Here is an 18105-nt window from a genome sequence, read left to right on the forward strand (position 1 = left end):
ATATGTCAAGTTTGCAAAATATAAAAGGAAGAATAGGAGCAGTTAATTCCATTAAAAAGATTACTCATGCGATGGAATTAGTCGCAACTTCCAAACTTAAAAGAGCTAAAGAAGAATACCAAAATGTTTTTTCTTATGAGGAAAAAGTAAAAACAACAATTTCTAAAATATTCAAATATATTGATAAAGAAGAACTAGACTCTATTTATCAAGAAAAAATAGATAATCCGAAGGTACTAAACATAATAATAACTGCCGATTTAGGACTGGCGGGAAGTTATAATTCTAATGTAATAAAATTAGCTAAAATCTCTATAAAACCAAGCGATAAATTAATTTTATTAGGTGTTAAAGGTATCAATACTTTTGAAAATCACAATAAAGACCAAATAATATCTCAATACAAAATAAGCGAAAACCAAAATGCAGATTTGCTTGTAGAAAACATTGTTAAACAGTGTTATGAACTATACGAAAATAAAGAGATAGATATATTCAATGTAATTTATACAAAATATATAAATAATCTAATCCAAGAAGAATGCAAAGAACAACTTTTCCCAATAGATTATGCTGAAATAAAAAAAATCGCTGAAAATGACAATAGTCAAAAAATTAAGGTTTTAGAATTTGAACCATCAGCTCATGTAGTATTTAATGAATCTATACCTTTCTACTTAAATGCTAAACTAAGCTTAATGCTTGCATCCAGCCGTTTAAGCGAATTAGCATCGCGCAGAAACGCAATGGAAACTGCAACTGACAATGCAAATGATTTAATTAACGACCTACAATTAGATTACAACAGAAAGAGACAAAGTAACATAACTCAGGAATTAAATGAAATAGTTTCTGGAGCAGAATCTGTCTAAAAGGAGATAATAATATGCCAAAAGTAATTAACGAAAAGAAAAAAGACCCAGCTAAAAAAAGAGTAAATAAATCAATAGCTAAATCTAGTTTAGATAAAGCCAGAAAAAAAGATATAGTTGAAGAAGTGGGTGTAGGTAAAGTTATTCAAATTATGGGACCCGTTGTTGACATACGTTTTTCAAAAGGAGCATTACCATCATTAAATAATGCATTAATAATAAAAAATGGTGATGAAGATGTTGTTGTTGAAGTATCTCAACATATTGGTGATGAAACAGTTAGAACTATTGCTATGGTTTCAACAGATGGTTTAGCCAGAGGTCTTGAAGCATTTGACACCGGAGCACCAATCAGTGTCCCGGTTGGAAATAATGTTTTGGGAAGAATGTTTGATGTTCTAGGTAAACCTATCGATTTAAAACCTTTCCCAGAAGATGCTTTAAAAATGCCAATCCATGCTAAAGCGCCAACCTATGAAGAACAAAAATCAGTTAGTGAAATTCTAGAAACCGGTATCAAAGTTATTGACTTACTAATTCCATATGCAAAAGGTGGGAAAATAGGTTTATTCGGTGGTGCTGGTGTTGGTAAAACAGTTTTAGTTCAAGAATTAATTAATAATATAGCTACCCAACATGGTGGGTTATCTATTTTTGCGGGTGTAGGTGAAAGAACAAGAGAAGGTAATGATTTATACCACGAAATGAAAGCTGCTGGTGTTTTAAATAAAACAGCTCTTGTCTTCGGACAAATGAATGAACCTCCTGGAGCTAGAATGAGAGTAGCTCTTACTGGATTAACAATGGCCGAATACTTCCGTGATAAGCAAAATCAAGATGTTCTACTATTTATAGATAATATTTTCCGTTTCACTCAAGCAGGTAGTGAAGTTAGTGCACTTCTAGGCCGTATGCCTAGTGCAGTTGGTTACCAACCAACATTAGCAACAGAGATGGGTCAACTACAAGAAAGAATTACCTCAACTCATAAAGGTTCAATCACTAGTGTTCAAGCTGTTTATGTCCCAGCTGATGACTTAACAGACCCGGCTCCAGCTACAACATTTAACCACTTAGATGCAAAAACAGTTCTCGACAGAAATATTGCAGCTTTAGGAATTTATCCAGCAGTGGACCCACTAGAATCATCATCTAGATTACTTGATCCACTTGTAGTAGGACAAGAACACTACGATACAGCTCATGATGTTGTTTCAATACTTCAAAGATTCAAAGAATTACAAGATATTATTGCTATTTTAGGACTTGGAGAATTAAATGATGAAGATAAATTAACTGTTGCTCGTGCTAGAAGAATAAGAAACTTTTTATCGCAACCATTTACAGTTGCTGAAAAATTTAGTGGTAAAAAAGGCCAATATGTAAAACTTTCAGACACAATTAGAAGTTTTAGAGCTATTTTAGATGGAAAATGTGACAAATACCCTGAAGAATTATTCTTATATGTAGGTTCAATTGATGATGTAGAAGCTAAATACAACGAATATTTAAAAAATAAAGAAAATAAAAATAAAAAAGAAGAAGCAAATAAAAATAACGAACAAGAAAAATAAAAGAAAGTAAGTGATTATTATGGAAGCTAAAACAACCCATTTAACAATAATGACTTCATCAAATCTTTTCTTAGATGAAGATGTTAGTCAAGTTTATCTAAAAACTAAATATGGTGGTGCTATAACTATTTTGCCAAATAGAACACCTATATTTAGTATTATCGACGTTTGTAAAATGGAAATTAATCGAAAAGGCGAAAAAGGATACAAGGCATGCTATATCGGAAATGGCTTCGTTTATGCTAATTCGAAAGAAGTACAAATAATCACTAACGATATTATTTTCGACCAAAATATTGATATTGAAAAAGCTAAGAGAGATAAAGAAATAGCTCTTCAAAATATTGAAAAATACAAAAACACTAAAAAAGAAATTATCTTTGAACAAAAATTAAGAAAAGCTATTAATAAAATTAATATATATAATAATAAGTAATGTTTTATTATCTAAAAGTAAATACTACAAATACATTAATTTAATTTATATAGACAATAAGATTAAAAAAGGAGTTAGATATGGATTCAGGATGAATTACATGAGTTATTTTAGGGGCTGTGATAGTTGTTTTAGTAATTATGTTTACATACACAGGTCTAAAAGACATGGTTAAAAAAAGAAAAAGAATCAAAAGAGAAAAAGAATTAGCAATTAAAGCTGAAAAATATGCACTTGAAATATTTTTAAAGTTAGATTATCTAATTATAAAAAATCAAATGCTAATTGATGAATTCGAGCCTTCTATTGGTAAATATAAAATGTCTGAGATAACGGATGTGCCACGTAATTACCTATTAGAATTGCAAAAAACTGAAGACTTTAAAGAATTGATAATTGCTAGTCATGATGTTGATGAATTATTAAAAATATACATATCATATCGTGACTCAAGAAGTACAACATGAAAAAGTTCTTTAAAAGACTTAGAAAAAATTATCCAAAAAAGAATAAATGCTCAAAACTTCTTAATTTCTCCAGATCATATTAACTCAATTAAAGCTGAAATTGACGAATATTATCAAAAACAATTAGATAAAAAAGAAGAATAAATATGAACCTACCAAATAAATTAACATTATTAAGATTAATTCTTGTTGTCCCTTTAATTATTACTTTTATCGCTTTTGGTATTCTGTTTAAAAAATATAATATAACTAATAGCAATGGCTATCTTGAAAATGGACATGAATTATATGGGAGAATATTATTAAGCATAATTTTAATAATATTTGTTGTGGCAATGATTACCGATTTTTTTGATGGATATACAGCTCGTAAAAATAATCTAGTTACAAGTTTTGGTAAACTTTGAGATCCATTAGCAGATAAAGTTGTAGTAACTTCGACAATGATTTTTCTAGCAGTTTTTAAATTTATACCTTTTTGAATTATTATTATTTATGTGCTTAGAGATATTATTGTTGATGGCTGCCGTATTTCTATGGCCCAATTTAAAATAGATGTTTCTGCATCAATATTTGGAAAAATGAAAACACTATTTCAAACAATTGGCATCATTACAATTTTAATAGTTGCAATTGTGATTCCTTATTATCCGGAATATCTAGTAAATATAGCAAAAGAAAAATTTACCCAAGAAATTTATGGATATTTAATGATTTATTCAATTAATTTATTTATTTTAATAGGACTATTCTTTAGTATCTACTCAGGAATTCTTTATATTAAAAAAATAGCTCCTCATTTACAAGTCAAATAGTTATTTAAACCAAATAGCTAAAATAAATACAAGCAACGTTGCTATTGCAACTAATGCACTGGATAATGTTCAAACAATAAGAGATGATCCAATCATCTTTTTTTTGTTAGCTTTAATTTGAGATTTCTTTAAGGATGTAACACACTCCACCGCATCATGAAAAAGAGCTTTATGTTGATAAAAATCCATTTTTTGAATATCATCTTTATCATATATTTTTATATTTTCTAATTCATTTAATGTTGTTCTTGAGACATCTTTAATTCTATAATCGGATAAAATATTTTGCTCAATAGTTTTTCTCATCTTTTTATTGTCTTTAAGTTTATCATTTTCTTTGTCTTTTGTATTCATTGCTAATTCCTTAATTATTATATAAATAATGTCTATATCTTACAACATCTTATTAATACATAAAGTAAGTAGATATATTTTTATATTTTATTTTATCTTCAAAAAAATTCAATAAAAAAATGGTGGAGATGACGGGAGTCGAACCCGTGTCCACACACCAAACAAATATTAACACTTCTTACAGTTTAGTTTATTTTTGGGATCATCCTAAAGATTAAAATAAACAGAATGTCTTTAGGATTTGCATCTTTAATGTCCTCTAAGTAAATGATGCATTTACTAAAGTAAGTCTCTGAACCGAATTAATATAATGAGACAATTATACTAATCCACTTGTATGCTATAACTAAGCAAAAACAAGGTTTGATTGCAATTTGTTAGCGATTGCAAACGCTGGAAGATTAATTTCTTCCTTGTTTTCTTTATCTTTTGCAAGTATAAAGCCTAGTAGTAATTATGGTCTACTACACCACTGATGTTAATACCACCCGATGCATGTCGAATCCATTACATCCCCTTTTTTTATAAATTATATTTTATATTTTAATATACTTTATTAATATGATAAAAAATAAAAAATTATTAATTGAAAACAATGTCAGCTTACTATCAACAAGCGATACTAAAGAATCAGTATTTATTCCTAAAATGGAATTTGAAAACAAGTCATCATCTCTATTACTTTGTGATAAGAGTGATTTTTTGATTAAAAATTTTGAAAAAAACATAAAAAACAATAATTCAATTATTACTTTTTTTGATAATGAAAACAATAACATTATTTTAAATAGCAATGACAATAATAAAATATTTAACAAGGTATTATTTCAAAGCCTTAATGAAATTGAATTAAATAATGATATTAATTTTTTATTTCTTGAATACAATGAACTTTACAAAAATTTTAATATTGATCCAAAAGAAATTAAAGACATTTGATCAACATTAAGAAAATTCAATCCTATAATAAAAAATTCATACTTTGATATTTTAAAATCTCATCAAAGTTCACTTACAATTATCTTTAATGACTATACTCGGGAAATTAATATTTTAAAAGCTAATTTGTCTTTTTTAGACAATGAAAAAATTGATGACTTTGAAAAAAAGACTTTAAACTTTTTGTCGTCAACTAACAAGGTTCTTTTTGACATATATAAGGAATTTCTTGGAAAATTCAATAATTACAAGACATATACTCTTGGCAGTGTTGACTATTTTGGAGACGAAAAAATTAAACAATTGAAAATGGACCTATTCTATTTAAATCAATTAAAATTAAAAACTAAAAATATTTTTAAACAAGAACTATTGCTTGAAAATACTCACAGAAATATTGAAAATATTAAAGATATACAGCATGAAATTATTGATAATAATTTAAAAACATTTAATTACATAATAAGTTGATATAAAAAAGACAATAAAGTAAAAGAAGCTACAATACAAAACCTTAAAAAAAACAGTCTAGAATATGAACTATTTATTAAAAAAATTGAAACTCAAAAACATGCATATAAACTTCTACGTAAGGTTAAAAATAAAATTCTGCTTTTAGATGAAAAGGAGATATTTAAACTAAAAGACAATATAGATTTTTATATTAAATTATTTATTTATAACAACTTAGCTTCTATAAATTGTTCACTAAAAAACTTCAGCATCAAAAAAATAAGATCAACTATTAAAAAAGAATTTGATTTTGGCTTCGACCAATATATTGCTCTATCAAATAATAAATGGGATAAATTTAAAGAATTACTTAATAAAAATAATAAAGAAATTTATGAACTTAAGAAAAACACTATTTTTGTATCTAAAGCTGAAAATTACGATAAAAAAACTAGTGTTATTAGTGAAAAAATATATGAATTGGAAAATGAATACTTTTGAAAAATAGAAAATACTATATTTAAATTAAATGCCAAGTTAAAAGATGATCCATTCCTAAAAAAAGCTTCAGGAGATATTTCAAAGAAATACACTTACATTAAAAAAACTGTCAAAGGATTTATTAGTTTTTTCCAAAGAAGCTTCAAACCAAAAGGTGACTATAGTGCTATAAGCAAGCTAGCTAAATCTGTTTTTATTAGAATCAAATCACTATTAGATAATTATTCATTTGTTATTGATTATTTCACAAGATCGCATAACTTTTTATTTAATAATAAAAAATATAATGAAAAAGAAATTATAGGATTTATTACAATAAAAAGACTTATTGAAGTTTTTGATAAATCATCAATATCGATTCAAAGCATTATTAAAAAGTCATCCGAGTTTTCAAAAATTAATAAATTAAAAATTAAATTGTTATCTAACATAGTTAAAAAACCTGATGTTTTATTTATAGTTGATGATAATAAAGATATAGATTTAAATCTAATTAATGAGTTCTTAAGAGTTGCATCAGAATTATGTGAACAAAGTAATATAACTTATATTTTTATCACCGATAGAATAGAACTTGTAAATAGAGAATTTGATAAACTATTTTATTTTTATGAAAACAAACTAATTGAATACGGGGACTATAAATCTGTTTTAAAAAAACCATTTACTCAAAATCTTAAAAATTTGACTACTAGAAGAGACTTGCCGATAGAGGACTTTTATAAAAATAGCAGTTTTCTTTTAAGTTCGCCATACGATATTTCTAATTCTCATTTTGTATGCGTTCCGTCATCTTATATAAAAAATAGACTTAATATGGAAGACAGCGCAAGCACAGAGGTTGTTTTTGAAAGTGAGACTATGAATTCTACAATTGAAACAGCCATTTCAGAAATGACAAATGTTTTTGATGGTATAAGTGTGTTTATTGATAAAGAAAAAGCTTCGGCTAATTCAAATAAATTAATTGAAAATTATGACAAATGAATCAATGATGAAGAAACACAGTCAATAGATATTGATGCTAATAAAAAAGACATTTTCTAAAAAAACTGCCCAAAAGCAGTTTTTTAATTCATTATTACATAGGGGAAATTATCTATTTTTAATCGGTCTGCTAATTGTTTTAATTCTGGATCAATATTTCTATAACCACCGTTTGCTGTAGAAAACTCTTTCCATTCTTTAAGAAGAAAATTAATTCTATGTGGATAAATATTTTTATTTATTATACTGTGTTCGCCTACCTTATTGCCTACGTATGGATCATCTCATGTACAGTCTACAAATAGATTTTTTCCATCCACAACAACCATATTTCAAGCATGAGGTTGGGGACTATTAAATTTATTACCTGCGTCACCATATACGTATCATGATGGTATATTTAAAAATGTCATAAATTTTTGGAACATTCTGGCATATCCCTCACAAACAACTTTTTCTCCTGTGACAAATCTATAAACACTTCTAATTGAATTTTGTAAACTAGTATTATTTAGTTCATAAGAATCAGTATATTCAGTATTGTCGACAATTCAATTGTGAACAGCACTTATTTTTTGTTTTAGATTAAAGTTTTTTGAAATAATTGTTGGTATTACTTTTAAAACTAATTCATTAACTTGCTTTTCTTCATTATAATTTTTAGTTCTATATCTAAATCTTATATTTTTATCATAAATTGATTTTCAAGCAACATCATTATAATAGTTAGATCCGTTAGTTAATTCATACATTCTAGCATCAAAGGCTATTCAGTTATTTTTACTAATTTGACTATATAAAGACTCTTTAATATTTAATGAATAATATGACTCATTTTTATCATCAATAATAAAAGCATTGCCGTAATAGATATCTTTTCTAAATTTAACTACTTCTTCTCTAGTTAGTTTAGAATTCTTAGGAAGAATTACTTTATTTATATTAAAGATATCTAAATCTTCTTCTTTAACAACCAATTTATCAGATTCATCAAATGTTAAAGATAAATCAAATTCTAAAACTTTTAAATAGTCGAATAATTGATCGATGTATGTTGAATAATAATTTTGATTTGAACCGAATGTTTTATAAGTTACTAATTGTCTAATAGCACCTTTTATAATAGGTGTTGAATTTGCCATAGGACCACTATTTAATCCACTATCATAACCTCAATAATTATTTATAAAATTTTCTACGGTTTTTAGTCTCTTTTTAAAATTAATATTTTTTGACCTTATACCACCCATTTTGTCATAAGCTTCAGGAATTAATGATTTAAATTTTGTTCAAACAATTTGAAGTTTTTTAGCAATTTCTTTATCATTTTTATTATATATATGATTTATTTGTTCGTCCGTTATATTTTTAGAACCAATCAAATTATCAACTATTGAAGTCATACGAGCTTTAGCAATATTGTTAGATACTGTTAGACTATTTATTTCATCAGAGTCACTGACTTCATTTTCTTTTGCTTTTTCATAATTAGAATTACACAAATTAAACTGTTTGAAAAGAAATTCATAGTCTTTAAAGATATCTTCTCAAGGTAATGGTAATTGTGATTCATATGCAATTATTTTATCGTTTATATCTTTTGCATATTTTTCGAATTTGATTACATCTGATGGAACGTATTTATTTAATTCCTCTTTTTTATAGGCGAACTCCTTTCTTAATATCTTAATTTGTTCTTTAATGAAATTAAACTTGGAAGAAGAAACATTGTAAATCATTTGTTTAAGAATATCAATTGTTATTTGACTTGGCTTCTTAGAATTTAGTTCTATATAAATTTGAATATATTTTTCTAATTCATAGATTAATTCGGATTGTTGCTTTCTAGTGAAATATTTATAAAAACTGTTATCTTTTCTAAGATTAAATAAATCCACCTTAAGCATGTCTTTTTGTTCATCTATAGCTTGAATAGAATTAGTAATTTCTTTTAATAAATTAATAGCTTCTTGTATATCTTTTAATTCACTATTTTCATCTAGATAAACATTTTTTGCAAAATTAAAATTATTATTAAAAGTAGTTTTTAATTCAATACTATATAAAACAATATCCTGAATTCTGTCCAATTCCTTTTCAACATCATTTAATAAAGTCTTCAATTCTTTTTTACTATCGCCAATAGAAATTTTTTCATCAACTTCTTCAGTTTTAGATTCTTCTTTTTTTGGATCATATCTTAAATTATTAAAGCAAGAAACGGAAATTAATGGTGCAGAAAATATACCTAAAACACTGCCTATATGTAAAATAATTTTTCGTTTTTTAATACCCATTATTCGCTTCCCTTCAATATTTATGTATTGTAATTTTACAATATTAAATTTTATATTTTTATAAATAAATAAGTTGAAAAAGAAAAAAATATTCCTTTTTCATAGAAAATTCTTATACAATAGATTAAAAATATGCATAAAGCTCTATAAAAAAGGAATATTTGCAAAATTTTCTTAATTTCAAATATGAACAAAGCTATTTTAAAATTATGTAAAAAACAACTAAATCTTAAAAACTATGAGAATGTTCATGGAATGATAATACAAGTGCACATAACACAATACCTATAAAGAACATAAGCATAACTCATCTAAACAATTTCTTATCATGGTGAGAATGAAAGAACTCGGGTAGGAATTCAACAATAGAAGTGAATAAGAATATTCCAGCAACTACTGCACTAATAAATGATCTAACTTGCCAAATGCTAGTAATTACATGACCAAAATAAATACCTATTAACATTAAGGGAATAAATAGAAGAATAATTCCGATTGAAATCAACATGGCTTTTCATCTTGAAATTCCCATTTCTCTTTGTCTATAATAATAAATTATCTCTTCTGGTATCAAATGAAGAATAAATGAAATTAAAAATGCAATACTTAAACTAGAACCTTCGCCATAAAATAATTGATTTAGATTATATCCAATCAAAATGCCTGCAGGGATTCTATGAGCCAAAATTAATAATAAGGCAACTACTTTTAATTTAGGATCATTAACCTGATGTTGTTTATCGATTTTAGTTTTGTGATCTGGCCCTAATTTAAGTTCATCATGCATTGCACCATGATCATGTGCTATTTCATGATTGTGAATAAAAATGGCTGCAAATTTATCATTTTTAACTCTAGTTCTAGAAATTGCCTTTATTGTTTTTCTTAAACCAAAGGCAAATAATAAACCAGTAATTAAACCTCCACAAACTAAAATAATATTTCACGTATAAACTGTTAGCTTAGGATGCTTTAATCTAAAATCATATCCATTAATTGAACTAATTTCCAACGATTCGCGCAAAAAACCAAATGTGGCAAGAATTATAAAAAACCCTGTTACAAATGAATATAGTAAGGCATTTCCACGAGGACTTAACTTGCTTTTAAATAAAGGAAAAATTGTTGTTACAAAAATAGGAATTAAAAGTAAAAACATTGATGCAATAAGAACTAATATAAATTTAGCAAGTTCTTCATTGCCGTTTGAAAAATTTTTTAAATTATTTATAAATGTTTCCATACATTTCTTTCTACACAATTAATTATTCACAAGTTTATTATTTTATAAAATTAATAATGTAAATATTTAATAAACCAAGTATACAAGTATATGTGAATATTAGTATTAATATAATAAACTAAAATTTATTTATTATAATTAAAATAATTTTATTAATTAAGTATAGAGGTAAACGAATATGAATTGTAAAACAGCTATCTATCCAGGATCTTTTGATCCTATTCATGAAGGACATATCGCTGTAATAGATAAGGCTCTAAATATTTTTGAAAAAATCTATGTTATTGTTTCAATTAATCCAGATAAAGAAAATTTAGCTAACATAGAAAAGCGTTATCAATATGTTAAAAACAAATTAGCGAAATATAAACAAATAGAAGTACTAATCAATAAAAATGAATTAATTGGAAATCTAGCTAAAAAATTAGATGTTAATTTATTAATCAGAAGCGCTCGAAATAACACTGACTATTCATACGAATTAGAATTAGCGGCTGGAAATAATGCTGTTAATCCAGATTTAGAAACAATACTCATAATTCCAGATTATGACATGATTGAATATTCATCAACCCTATTAAGACACAAGAAAAAGTTAGGAATAAAATAAAATGTGAAAATTTGAAAAATCAGCTCTTAAACCCGAAACATGAATTTTTAATAATGAACTTAATGTTTGCTTTTGAGGAAGATCAAATGTAGGGAAATCATCATTATTAAATGCTGTTACGAATCAAAAAATTTCTTTTGTTTCAAAAACACCAGGTAGAACGCAGCTAATTAATTATTTTGTAGATATTAACAATAAAATAATTGTCGATTTACCGGGCTATGGATTTGCACAAATGTCAAAAACTAAAATACTTGAAATGAATAAATATGTTGATCTCTTTTTAAAAAATAAAAATATTAGTAAACATCTTTTCCTTCTAATTGATTCTAGAACAGGAATTACAAAAAATGATTTATCTAAAATTAACTTTTTAGAAAAGGAAAAAATACCTTACGATGTAATATATACTAAACTTGATAAATTAAATCAAAAAGAAAAATCTTCATTAATAAAAAAACACGATTTTCTTTTAAAAGAAGAAATAATAAATTCAAATGTTCATTATTTTTTAGTTTCGAGTGAAAAAAATATAAATATGAATGTTTTGGTACAATTTATAGATAACATTTTATATAGTGATATAAACAAAAAAATAGATACAACGATTGAATAGGGGAATATAAATGATGAAAAAGAAAATTATTTTATTAAGTTTACTTTCAGGACTAATTGCAGCTAATGGTATTGGCGCAGCTGTAGCTATATCAAAATTAAATTCGAAATTAAATGCTTCAGACCAAAAAATGTTGGAAAGATATACATTTAAAGCCAAAGATAATTTTAAAGATGAGATGAAAAATCATTTAGCAAGTGAATTTTCACATTCCTCTAATTACAATATATTTAGTATTGAAAATGACAAAAACCCATTTGTTAAATTTAGTCAAAGCGGCCCTAAAAAATATTTTTGGGAAACTACTTTATTGAACCCTAATGTAAATGGTATTGACACTTCAATAATTAATACAGACTCAAATTTTGGTGATAAAAAATTTGAACTAATAAGAGATGATAAAGCACCGCTTGATATATTTGCCTCAAGTAATGGTTTAAATCGTAATTTATTATTCCACTCTTTTGCTAATGATGAAAAGGGAACACTATATCTATACGTTTATGTTGAAGATAAAGAAAATTCTAGAATTGAAAAATTTGAAGATAGAGTAAAAAAATTTGTTGCTAAAAAATTATTTAAGCTTGAAGGTTTTAAAAAATTCAATCCTAAATTGAATAATAACAAAATAACCAGATCAGAATTAAACTCATCATACTTTCAAAAATTTAATTATGAAGAATTTGATTCATTTTCACTGAAAATAACTGAAAGTAATATTCAAAACTTTATTGAAGGTTATATAAGTGAAGAAAATGAGAAAAAAATAAAAGACCTGGAAAAATTGTTGGATTCAGCAAAAACAACCAATAATGAACCAATGATTAAAAAATACTCAGAAGAAATTAAAAAACTAAAAGTTAAAAAACATTTTGAAACATTAGAAGAATTTATGAGTATTTTGCCAACTGATGCTTCAACAACAGATGTAGACAAAATAAATAAAGGAATCAGAAAGGTAAAGGATTATTTTAATTTTAAAGATATAGAACGCAGCGTATATGAAATAGATAAAGCAAAGCCTTTTTGACTTTCAACAAAGAAATCAACAATTAATGGCATATCCAGAGATGTTATTATCTTTCATTATCATCAAAAATTAGTTATTCCTACCGCCGAAGATAACGATCTTTCGCTTGTTAAAAAATATGAAATAGAAGGAACAACTGAAAAAGAAATTGTTTTTAATTGGTTCGACATGAAAAATATAGAAGTTAATTTAGTCACTGGTAAAAACCAAGAAACAAATTCTAATTATCTAATTAGTGAGATAAATCCAACCGATACTAAAACAATTACTTACAACACAAATATTAAAAATGATAATTGAAAAGAAAATGGAGAGTTATCAAAAGGTGTTTATACAGATAAAAATGGAAACATGATAATGACATTAATATTTAAAAACAATGATCTAAATGATAAATATTACTTAACATGAAACTTAAATACTTTTAATGATACATTAGCTAAAAGAGATACTCAAATTTATTCTCCATTAATTTCCTTTGATGAAAAAAATGGAAAAGCAAGATTTATGTATAAAATTAAAGAAAAACATATTTCAGATAAGAACTTTATTGAGAGTCCATTAGTTTACTATGGAATTATTGAAGTAGATAACTTTAAACACTAGCAAAAAGAGCCTTTAATGGCTCTTATTTAAACTTCTTTTAAATAAACTTAAAAACAAATAAGAATTTGTTAAAATGATAGCCCATAATTTTTATAAAATTTATTTACAAGAAAATTAAATCATTTGGAGGAACATATGCAATTATTAATAGAAAAAAGAAGTAAATTGATCGTAACCCTAGGACCAGCTAGCTCTGATTATGACACTCTTAAGAAAATGGTGCTAGCAGGTGCTACTGCTATTAGAGCAAACTTTAGCCACGGAAATAGAAAAGAACAACTTAAAAAATTTGACTTAGCAAGAAAAGTTTCAAAAGAGTTTAATGTTCCAATTTCAATTATATTAGATACAAAAGGACCGGAAATTAGAATTGGAAAAATGAGAGATGGAGCCCAAGAAATAAAAAAAGAGGCTATTATAACTTTGATAACAGATCCAAATAAATTCTCATCATTAGAAGGAACGGATAAAGAAATAGCAGTTTCTTATGATATGAGTAAGGATGTTAAACCTGGAGATCTTATCTTGTTTGATGATGGAAAATTACAAGCATTAGTTTTAGAAACTAAAAAAAATAATGTGATAATTAAGACCATTAATCAACACAAATTAATAACAAATAAACGTATCAATTTACCAGGAGTCGATTTTTCATTGCCATTTCTAAGCGAAAAAGACAAAGATGATATAGCCTTCGGCGTTAAACATGGAATTAATTATGTTGCTGCTTCTTTTGTTAACAGTGCTAAAAATGTTAGAGAATTAAGAGATTATTTAAATTCAATAGATGGTGAACATGTAAAGATAATTTCAAAAATTGAAAGTGACTTAGGAATAAAAAACATTGATGAAATTATTAGAGAAACTGATGCTTTAATGATTGCAAGAGGTGATCTAGGTTTAGAAATTAACTTTTATGATGTTCCAGTTCAAGAAAAATTTATGATCAGAAAATGTAGAGAAGCTGGTAAACCAGTTATTGTCGCTACACAAATGTTAGACTCAATGGAACATAGTCCAAATCCAACAAGAGCTGAAGTAACAGATGTTTTTTATGCCACTGAATTAGGCGCTGACTCCACAATGCTTTCAGGAGAAAGTGCAACAGGTTTATTCCCAGTTAAAACTGTTGAAGTTATGTCGCAAATTAATAAAAGAGCTGAAAACGAATTTTATAATACCGCTTATTATGATGACCAACTAGAACAAATTAGAAAAAATTCAGATAGAAATTTTGATCATTCGAGGGTTGCTTATAGAGTTGCGAATAGGGCTAGATATGGTGAATATAGATTTACAATTGTTCTTTCAGATACTGGAAGATTGCTAAGTGAAGTTGCAAAATTTAGACCCAACACAATTATCATAGGCATCATTAATGATGAAAAATTAATAAACAGTTTTGGGGTTACCTATGGAGTGTGAAACTCAGTTGATAGCAAAAAACTATTTAAAAAAATCAAACGCGATTTCAAATATGCTAAGGATGCATTGAAACCATATAATGTTGAAAAAGGAGAAAAATTCCTTATTGTTGAACAAGGAAATGTTCTAGAAATGACTGTTTAACTAGATTAACAATTTAAAGGCTGTAATGAATTTTAGTTTAAAAGTAAAAAATGAAATACTGACAAGAAATAATAATAGAATTCAAAACCTTGAATTAATCAAAGGTTTCATTTTTTCTAACGCTATTAAGGAAAATGGATATTATAAATTATCAATTAGAGGTAAAGAAGTTAGAAAATTATTCATAAATTGTCTAAAAAAAGAACACATAGAATACAAACTAAATTCAATTTATATTATGATTAAATTTGAAGATATTAATTTAGAAAAAACAATAGAGCAACCCCCATTCTTCTTTGCTGGTGTATTTGCTGGAGGAGGCAGTGTAAATAAATTAAATACACCTTCATACCATCTAGAATTAACAAGTCATTACTTAGAATATATTGACTTAATTCAAGAAAAATTAAATAAATACAGTTTTGGTTTTGTTCAAATTAAACACCAAAATAAGTATGTAATTTATATTAAGAAACACGAGAAAATATCTGATTTTTTAAAAGCTATTTTGACTTTTAATTCCTTATTTAATTTTGAAGAATCAATAATAAAAAGAGATTTTGAAAATAATGTTAATAGAATAAACAATATTGATCTAAGCAACATTAAAAAAATAATTAATTCAAATTCAAAAATCATTAATAATTTTCAATTTATAAAAGAAAATAATATGCTTGATAAATTGAAACCTAAAGAAATTGTTTTTTTTGAGTTATTATCAGAAAATAGTTCAGAAAGTTTAGTTAATCTTGTAGGTATATTAAATGAAAAACACAATATCCAAATAACGAAAAGCGGACTTTACCACTGGATTAAGAAATTGGATAAAATAGCAAATAAAATTAAATAATTTTAATGCTTTATAATAATCTATTCCTATACTTGGAATATTTTTGCTTATTACATTGCGCATTTCATAAAAGAAAAAAATAAAAAACCGTCTTCGATTTACCATTTAGTATAATTTTATTATTTAAATCATTAATGAGATTTATGATAAGAAAAAATTAATTAATTTTTTGACTAAATTGTGTTTGATTAGTTGTTTTGCCTTTAGCAGCTGTTAGTTGTAATATGTTTGGAAATGATGGCGAACATCCAAATACTAATCCTAATGTCTCTGAACCTAATCCATTGCCTAAAGATGGGACAAAACCAGATACAAATCATGAAAACAAAGATGGATATGTTTATTTTAAATCTACAAATCAAAAATATTTAAAAACTAATAATAACTATTACTTTAAAGAATTGAAATATAGACCACAAGTTGTTAAAAATGATGATTATTTAAATGGGGAATGAAAGAGATTTAGACCTAGAGTTTATTTAAATGAAAATGATTATTATATGACAAAATCTGAACTTCAACAACATAAAAATATGGATATACTAGATGAAAGATTTACTAGTGATTTAAATAGTGCCACAAGAATTTGAAACCTTATTAGGAATTTTAGTTATATGAGTATCAATAATTCAGGTGTTGAAAATAGAGGGCATATTGAGTGTTATGGCAATAATCCGATAGAGGTTCATAAAAAATTTTGAATGAGATTGAAGAGTATTTAAATGTTACATCAGCAACCGCAACTTTATCAGATAGTCAATACAATAAGGATAACTGGGACGACCATTTAGTTTATTTTGGCAAAACTAGTTGACTCGATTCAGGGAGGTCTTTTTTTGAAAAAAACTTTTTAGAGGAGCTTGAAAGTAAAGAAGGATTATATAAATACTTACTTAGTAATTGATATAAATATATGAGAACTAGTTAGAAGAGAATCGGAACCAGTTCTAGTGAGGGAAAGTTTGGAAGTTGATTTGTGTTGCCATTTAGTATTGGAACAAATAGTTTTATAAAAAATAAGTTCCCTGGATATCATTATGATATGTATGCAGGTGAAATTATTGTAAATAGCAATGAAAAAGTTAAGACAATTACGGAAGTCAACGGAAGATTACAATATAATAATTATCATTTTTTATCAAATTCATTTTATATTAGTTTAAGAATTGGACTTAATGAAATGCAAAATAAGGCTATTTATAAAAACCTTATTAAGTGATATAAAAACTTTATGAATGTAAATTATGATAAGGAATTTAATAAACGAAGTTTGATACCTGAAAGTAAAAAGATTGATTTGAAGGTAAAAGCGATAATCTTTTGAAGTTAATTTTTTAAAAAAATCAATGCTTCTTCCAGAATTTGAAGCTACATAAATTAAAAATACTACGATAGCTGAGTTATATCCTAATTACACTAATAATGATTTTGAGTATACATGAAAATAAGCTTATGATTTTCTTTATGAAGCATTAGTTCCTGTGTATGTGGCTAATGGGTGGTATATAAATGGATTAGATTATTTTGACAACAAGGTTAATAGACCAGAGTTACATGATTCATATATATATATATATGAATATGTAATTAATTATTTAAATGTAGTGTTTAAAGATAAGCTTAAAGATAAGTATGAAGTAATAATAAAAAGAAAGCTTAGTGATTATAACGACAAACAATATGAGTATAGATTCTTAGGATTTATTAAGAATTGAAATGATCAATTAGGACCGAATATGGACGAGAGTCTTATTGATAATAAGCTTTAATTGATAATTAAAATATAAAAAACTATGAATTGCACATTTATAGATAAAAAAGACTTTTTATAAAATTTAAAATATTGAAAATGAGAATGTCTCATTGTCAATACTTTTTGATATCTT

Annotated in this window: 18 protein-coding genes and 1 other RNA gene; 15 read left to right on the forward strand and 4 right to left on the reverse strand. The window is 25.8% G+C overall.

Annotated elements, in window-relative coordinates:
• Positions 1 to 2: 2 nt before the first annotated feature.
• From atpG to pgsA, 5 genes are all read left to right on the forward strand, one after another.
• A complete protein-coding gene (gene atpG, locus JXZ90_RS00845) occupies positions 3 to 872 on the forward strand; it encodes an ATP synthase F1 subunit gamma (protein ID WP_205848516.1) in 870 nt (289 codons plus the stop codon).
• A 14-nt stretch (positions 873 to 886) separates the two neighbouring features.
• A complete protein-coding gene (gene atpD / locus JXZ90_RS00850) occupies positions 887 to 2446 on the forward strand; it encodes a F0F1 ATP synthase subunit beta (RefSeq protein ID WP_205848517.1) in 1560 nt (519 codons plus the stop codon).
• A 19-nt stretch (positions 2447 to 2465) separates the two neighbouring features.
• Positions 2466 to 2882: an ATP synthase F1 subunit epsilon gene (atpC, locus tag JXZ90_RS00855; RefSeq protein ID WP_205848518.1), complete on the forward strand. Its 417-nt coding sequence runs from the start codon at positions 2466 to 2468 to the stop codon at positions 2880 to 2882.
• An 80-nt stretch (positions 2883 to 2962) separates the two neighbouring features.
• The gene (locus JXZ90_RS00860) at positions 2963 to 3493 is read left to right on the forward strand and encodes an MHJ_0274 family protein (protein ID WP_205848519.1); all 531 of its coding nucleotides are present in this window, start codon (positions 2963 to 2965) and stop codon (positions 3491 to 3493) included.
• A gap of 2 nt (positions 3494 to 3495) precedes the next feature.
• Positions 3496 to 4164: a CDP-diacylglycerol--glycerol-3-phosphate 3-phosphatidyltransferase gene (gene pgsA, locus JXZ90_RS00865; protein WP_205848520.1), complete on the forward strand. Its 669-nt coding sequence runs from the start codon at positions 3496 to 3498 to the stop codon at positions 4162 to 4164.
• Here the strand turns inward: pgsA and JXZ90_RS00870 are convergent, their stop codons facing one another.
• Together JXZ90_RS00870 and ssrA are read right to left on the reverse strand one after the other, a co-directional pair.
• Complete coding sequence (locus tag JXZ90_RS00870; RefSeq protein ID WP_205848521.1) at positions 4165 to 4518, reverse strand: hypothetical protein; 354 nt, start codon at positions 4516 to 4518, stop codon at positions 4165 to 4167.
• A gap of 120 nt (positions 4519 to 4638) precedes the next feature.
• Positions 4639 to 5035: a transfer-messenger RNA gene (ssrA, locus tag JXZ90_RS00875) on the reverse strand.
• Positions 5036 to 5079: 44 nt separating this feature from the next.
• Between ssrA and JXZ90_RS00880 the strand changes: the two genes are divergently transcribed.
• Positions 5080 to 7458: an MAG1360 family OppF-related protein gene (locus JXZ90_RS00880; protein ID WP_205848522.1), complete on the forward strand. Its 2379-nt coding sequence runs from the start codon at positions 5080 to 5082 to the stop codon at positions 7456 to 7458.
• Between the two features lie 23 nt (positions 7459 to 7481).
• On the opposite strand, the gene JXZ90_RS00885 is transcribed toward JXZ90_RS00880, so the two are convergent.
• Positions 7482 to 9695: a transglutaminase domain-containing protein gene (locus JXZ90_RS00885; RefSeq protein ID WP_205848523.1), complete on the reverse strand. Its 2214-nt coding sequence runs from the start codon at positions 9693 to 9695 to the stop codon at positions 7482 to 7484.
• A gap of 229 nt (positions 9696 to 9924) precedes the next feature.
• Positions 9925 to 10938, reverse strand: a complete 1014-nt coding sequence (locus JXZ90_RS00890) for a ZIP family metal transporter (RefSeq protein WP_205848524.1) — start codon at positions 10936 to 10938, stop codon at positions 9925 to 9927.
• 178 nt (positions 10939 to 11116) lie between these two features.
• On the opposite strand from JXZ90_RS00890, the gene coaD reads away from it, so the two are divergent.
• The 9 genes from coaD to JXZ90_RS00935 all read left to right on the forward strand — a co-directional run bounded on the left by coaD (position 11117) and on the right by JXZ90_RS00935 (position 17988).
• Positions 11117 to 11548, forward strand: a complete 432-nt coding sequence (coaD, locus tag JXZ90_RS00895) for a pantetheine-phosphate adenylyltransferase (protein WP_205848525.1) — start codon at positions 11117 to 11119, stop codon at positions 11546 to 11548.
• 1 nt (position 11549) lies between these two features.
• A complete protein-coding gene (yihA, locus tag JXZ90_RS00900; RefSeq protein ID WP_205848526.1) occupies positions 11550 to 12164 on the forward strand; it encodes a ribosome biogenesis GTP-binding protein YihA/YsxC in 615 nt (204 codons plus the stop codon).
• Positions 12165 to 12174: 10 nt separating this feature from the next.
• Complete coding sequence (locus tag JXZ90_RS00905; protein WP_205848527.1) at positions 12175 to 13800, forward strand: MAG1430 family protein; 1626 nt, start codon at positions 12175 to 12177, stop codon at positions 13798 to 13800.
• 135 nt (positions 13801 to 13935) lie between these two features.
• A complete protein-coding gene (gene pyk / locus JXZ90_RS00910) occupies positions 13936 to 15369 on the forward strand; it encodes a pyruvate kinase (protein WP_205848528.1) in 1434 nt (477 codons plus the stop codon).
• Positions 15370 to 15394: 25 nt separating this feature from the next.
• Positions 15395 to 16219 (forward strand): DNA-binding protein WhiA, encoded by an 825-nt coding sequence (gene whiA, locus JXZ90_RS00915; RefSeq protein WP_205848529.1) that lies wholly within the window; start codon positions 15395 to 15397, stop codon positions 16217 to 16219.
• Positions 16220 to 16443: 224 nt separating this feature from the next.
• On the forward strand, positions 16444 to 16941 hold the full coding sequence (locus JXZ90_RS00920; protein WP_205848530.1) for a hypothetical protein: 498 nt from the start codon (positions 16444 to 16446) through the stop codon (positions 16939 to 16941).
• Positions 16917 to 17147 carry a hypothetical protein gene (locus JXZ90_RS00925; protein WP_205848531.1) on the forward strand — a complete coding sequence of 77 codons (231 nt, stop codon included), beginning with the start codon at positions 16917 to 16919 and terminating at the stop codon, positions 17145 to 17147. Before JXZ90_RS00920 ends, JXZ90_RS00925 begins: the two co-directional genes overlap by 25 nt.
• A 48-nt stretch (positions 17148 to 17195) precedes the next feature.
• Complete coding sequence (locus JXZ90_RS00930) at positions 17196 to 17549, forward strand: hypothetical protein (RefSeq protein WP_205848532.1); 354 nt, start codon at positions 17196 to 17198, stop codon at positions 17547 to 17549.
• Positions 17550 to 17706: 157 nt separating this feature from the next.
• Positions 17707 to 17988, forward strand: a complete 282-nt coding sequence (locus JXZ90_RS00935; protein ID WP_205848533.1) for a hypothetical protein — start codon at positions 17707 to 17709, stop codon at positions 17986 to 17988.
• The last annotated feature ends 117 nt before the right edge of the window (positions 17989 to 18105 follow it).

Source organism: Mycoplasma sp. Mirounga ES2805-ORL (assembly GCF_017084445.1).
GTDB lineage: Bacteria > Bacillota_I > Bacilli_A > Mycoplasmatales > Metamycoplasmataceae > Mycoplasmopsis.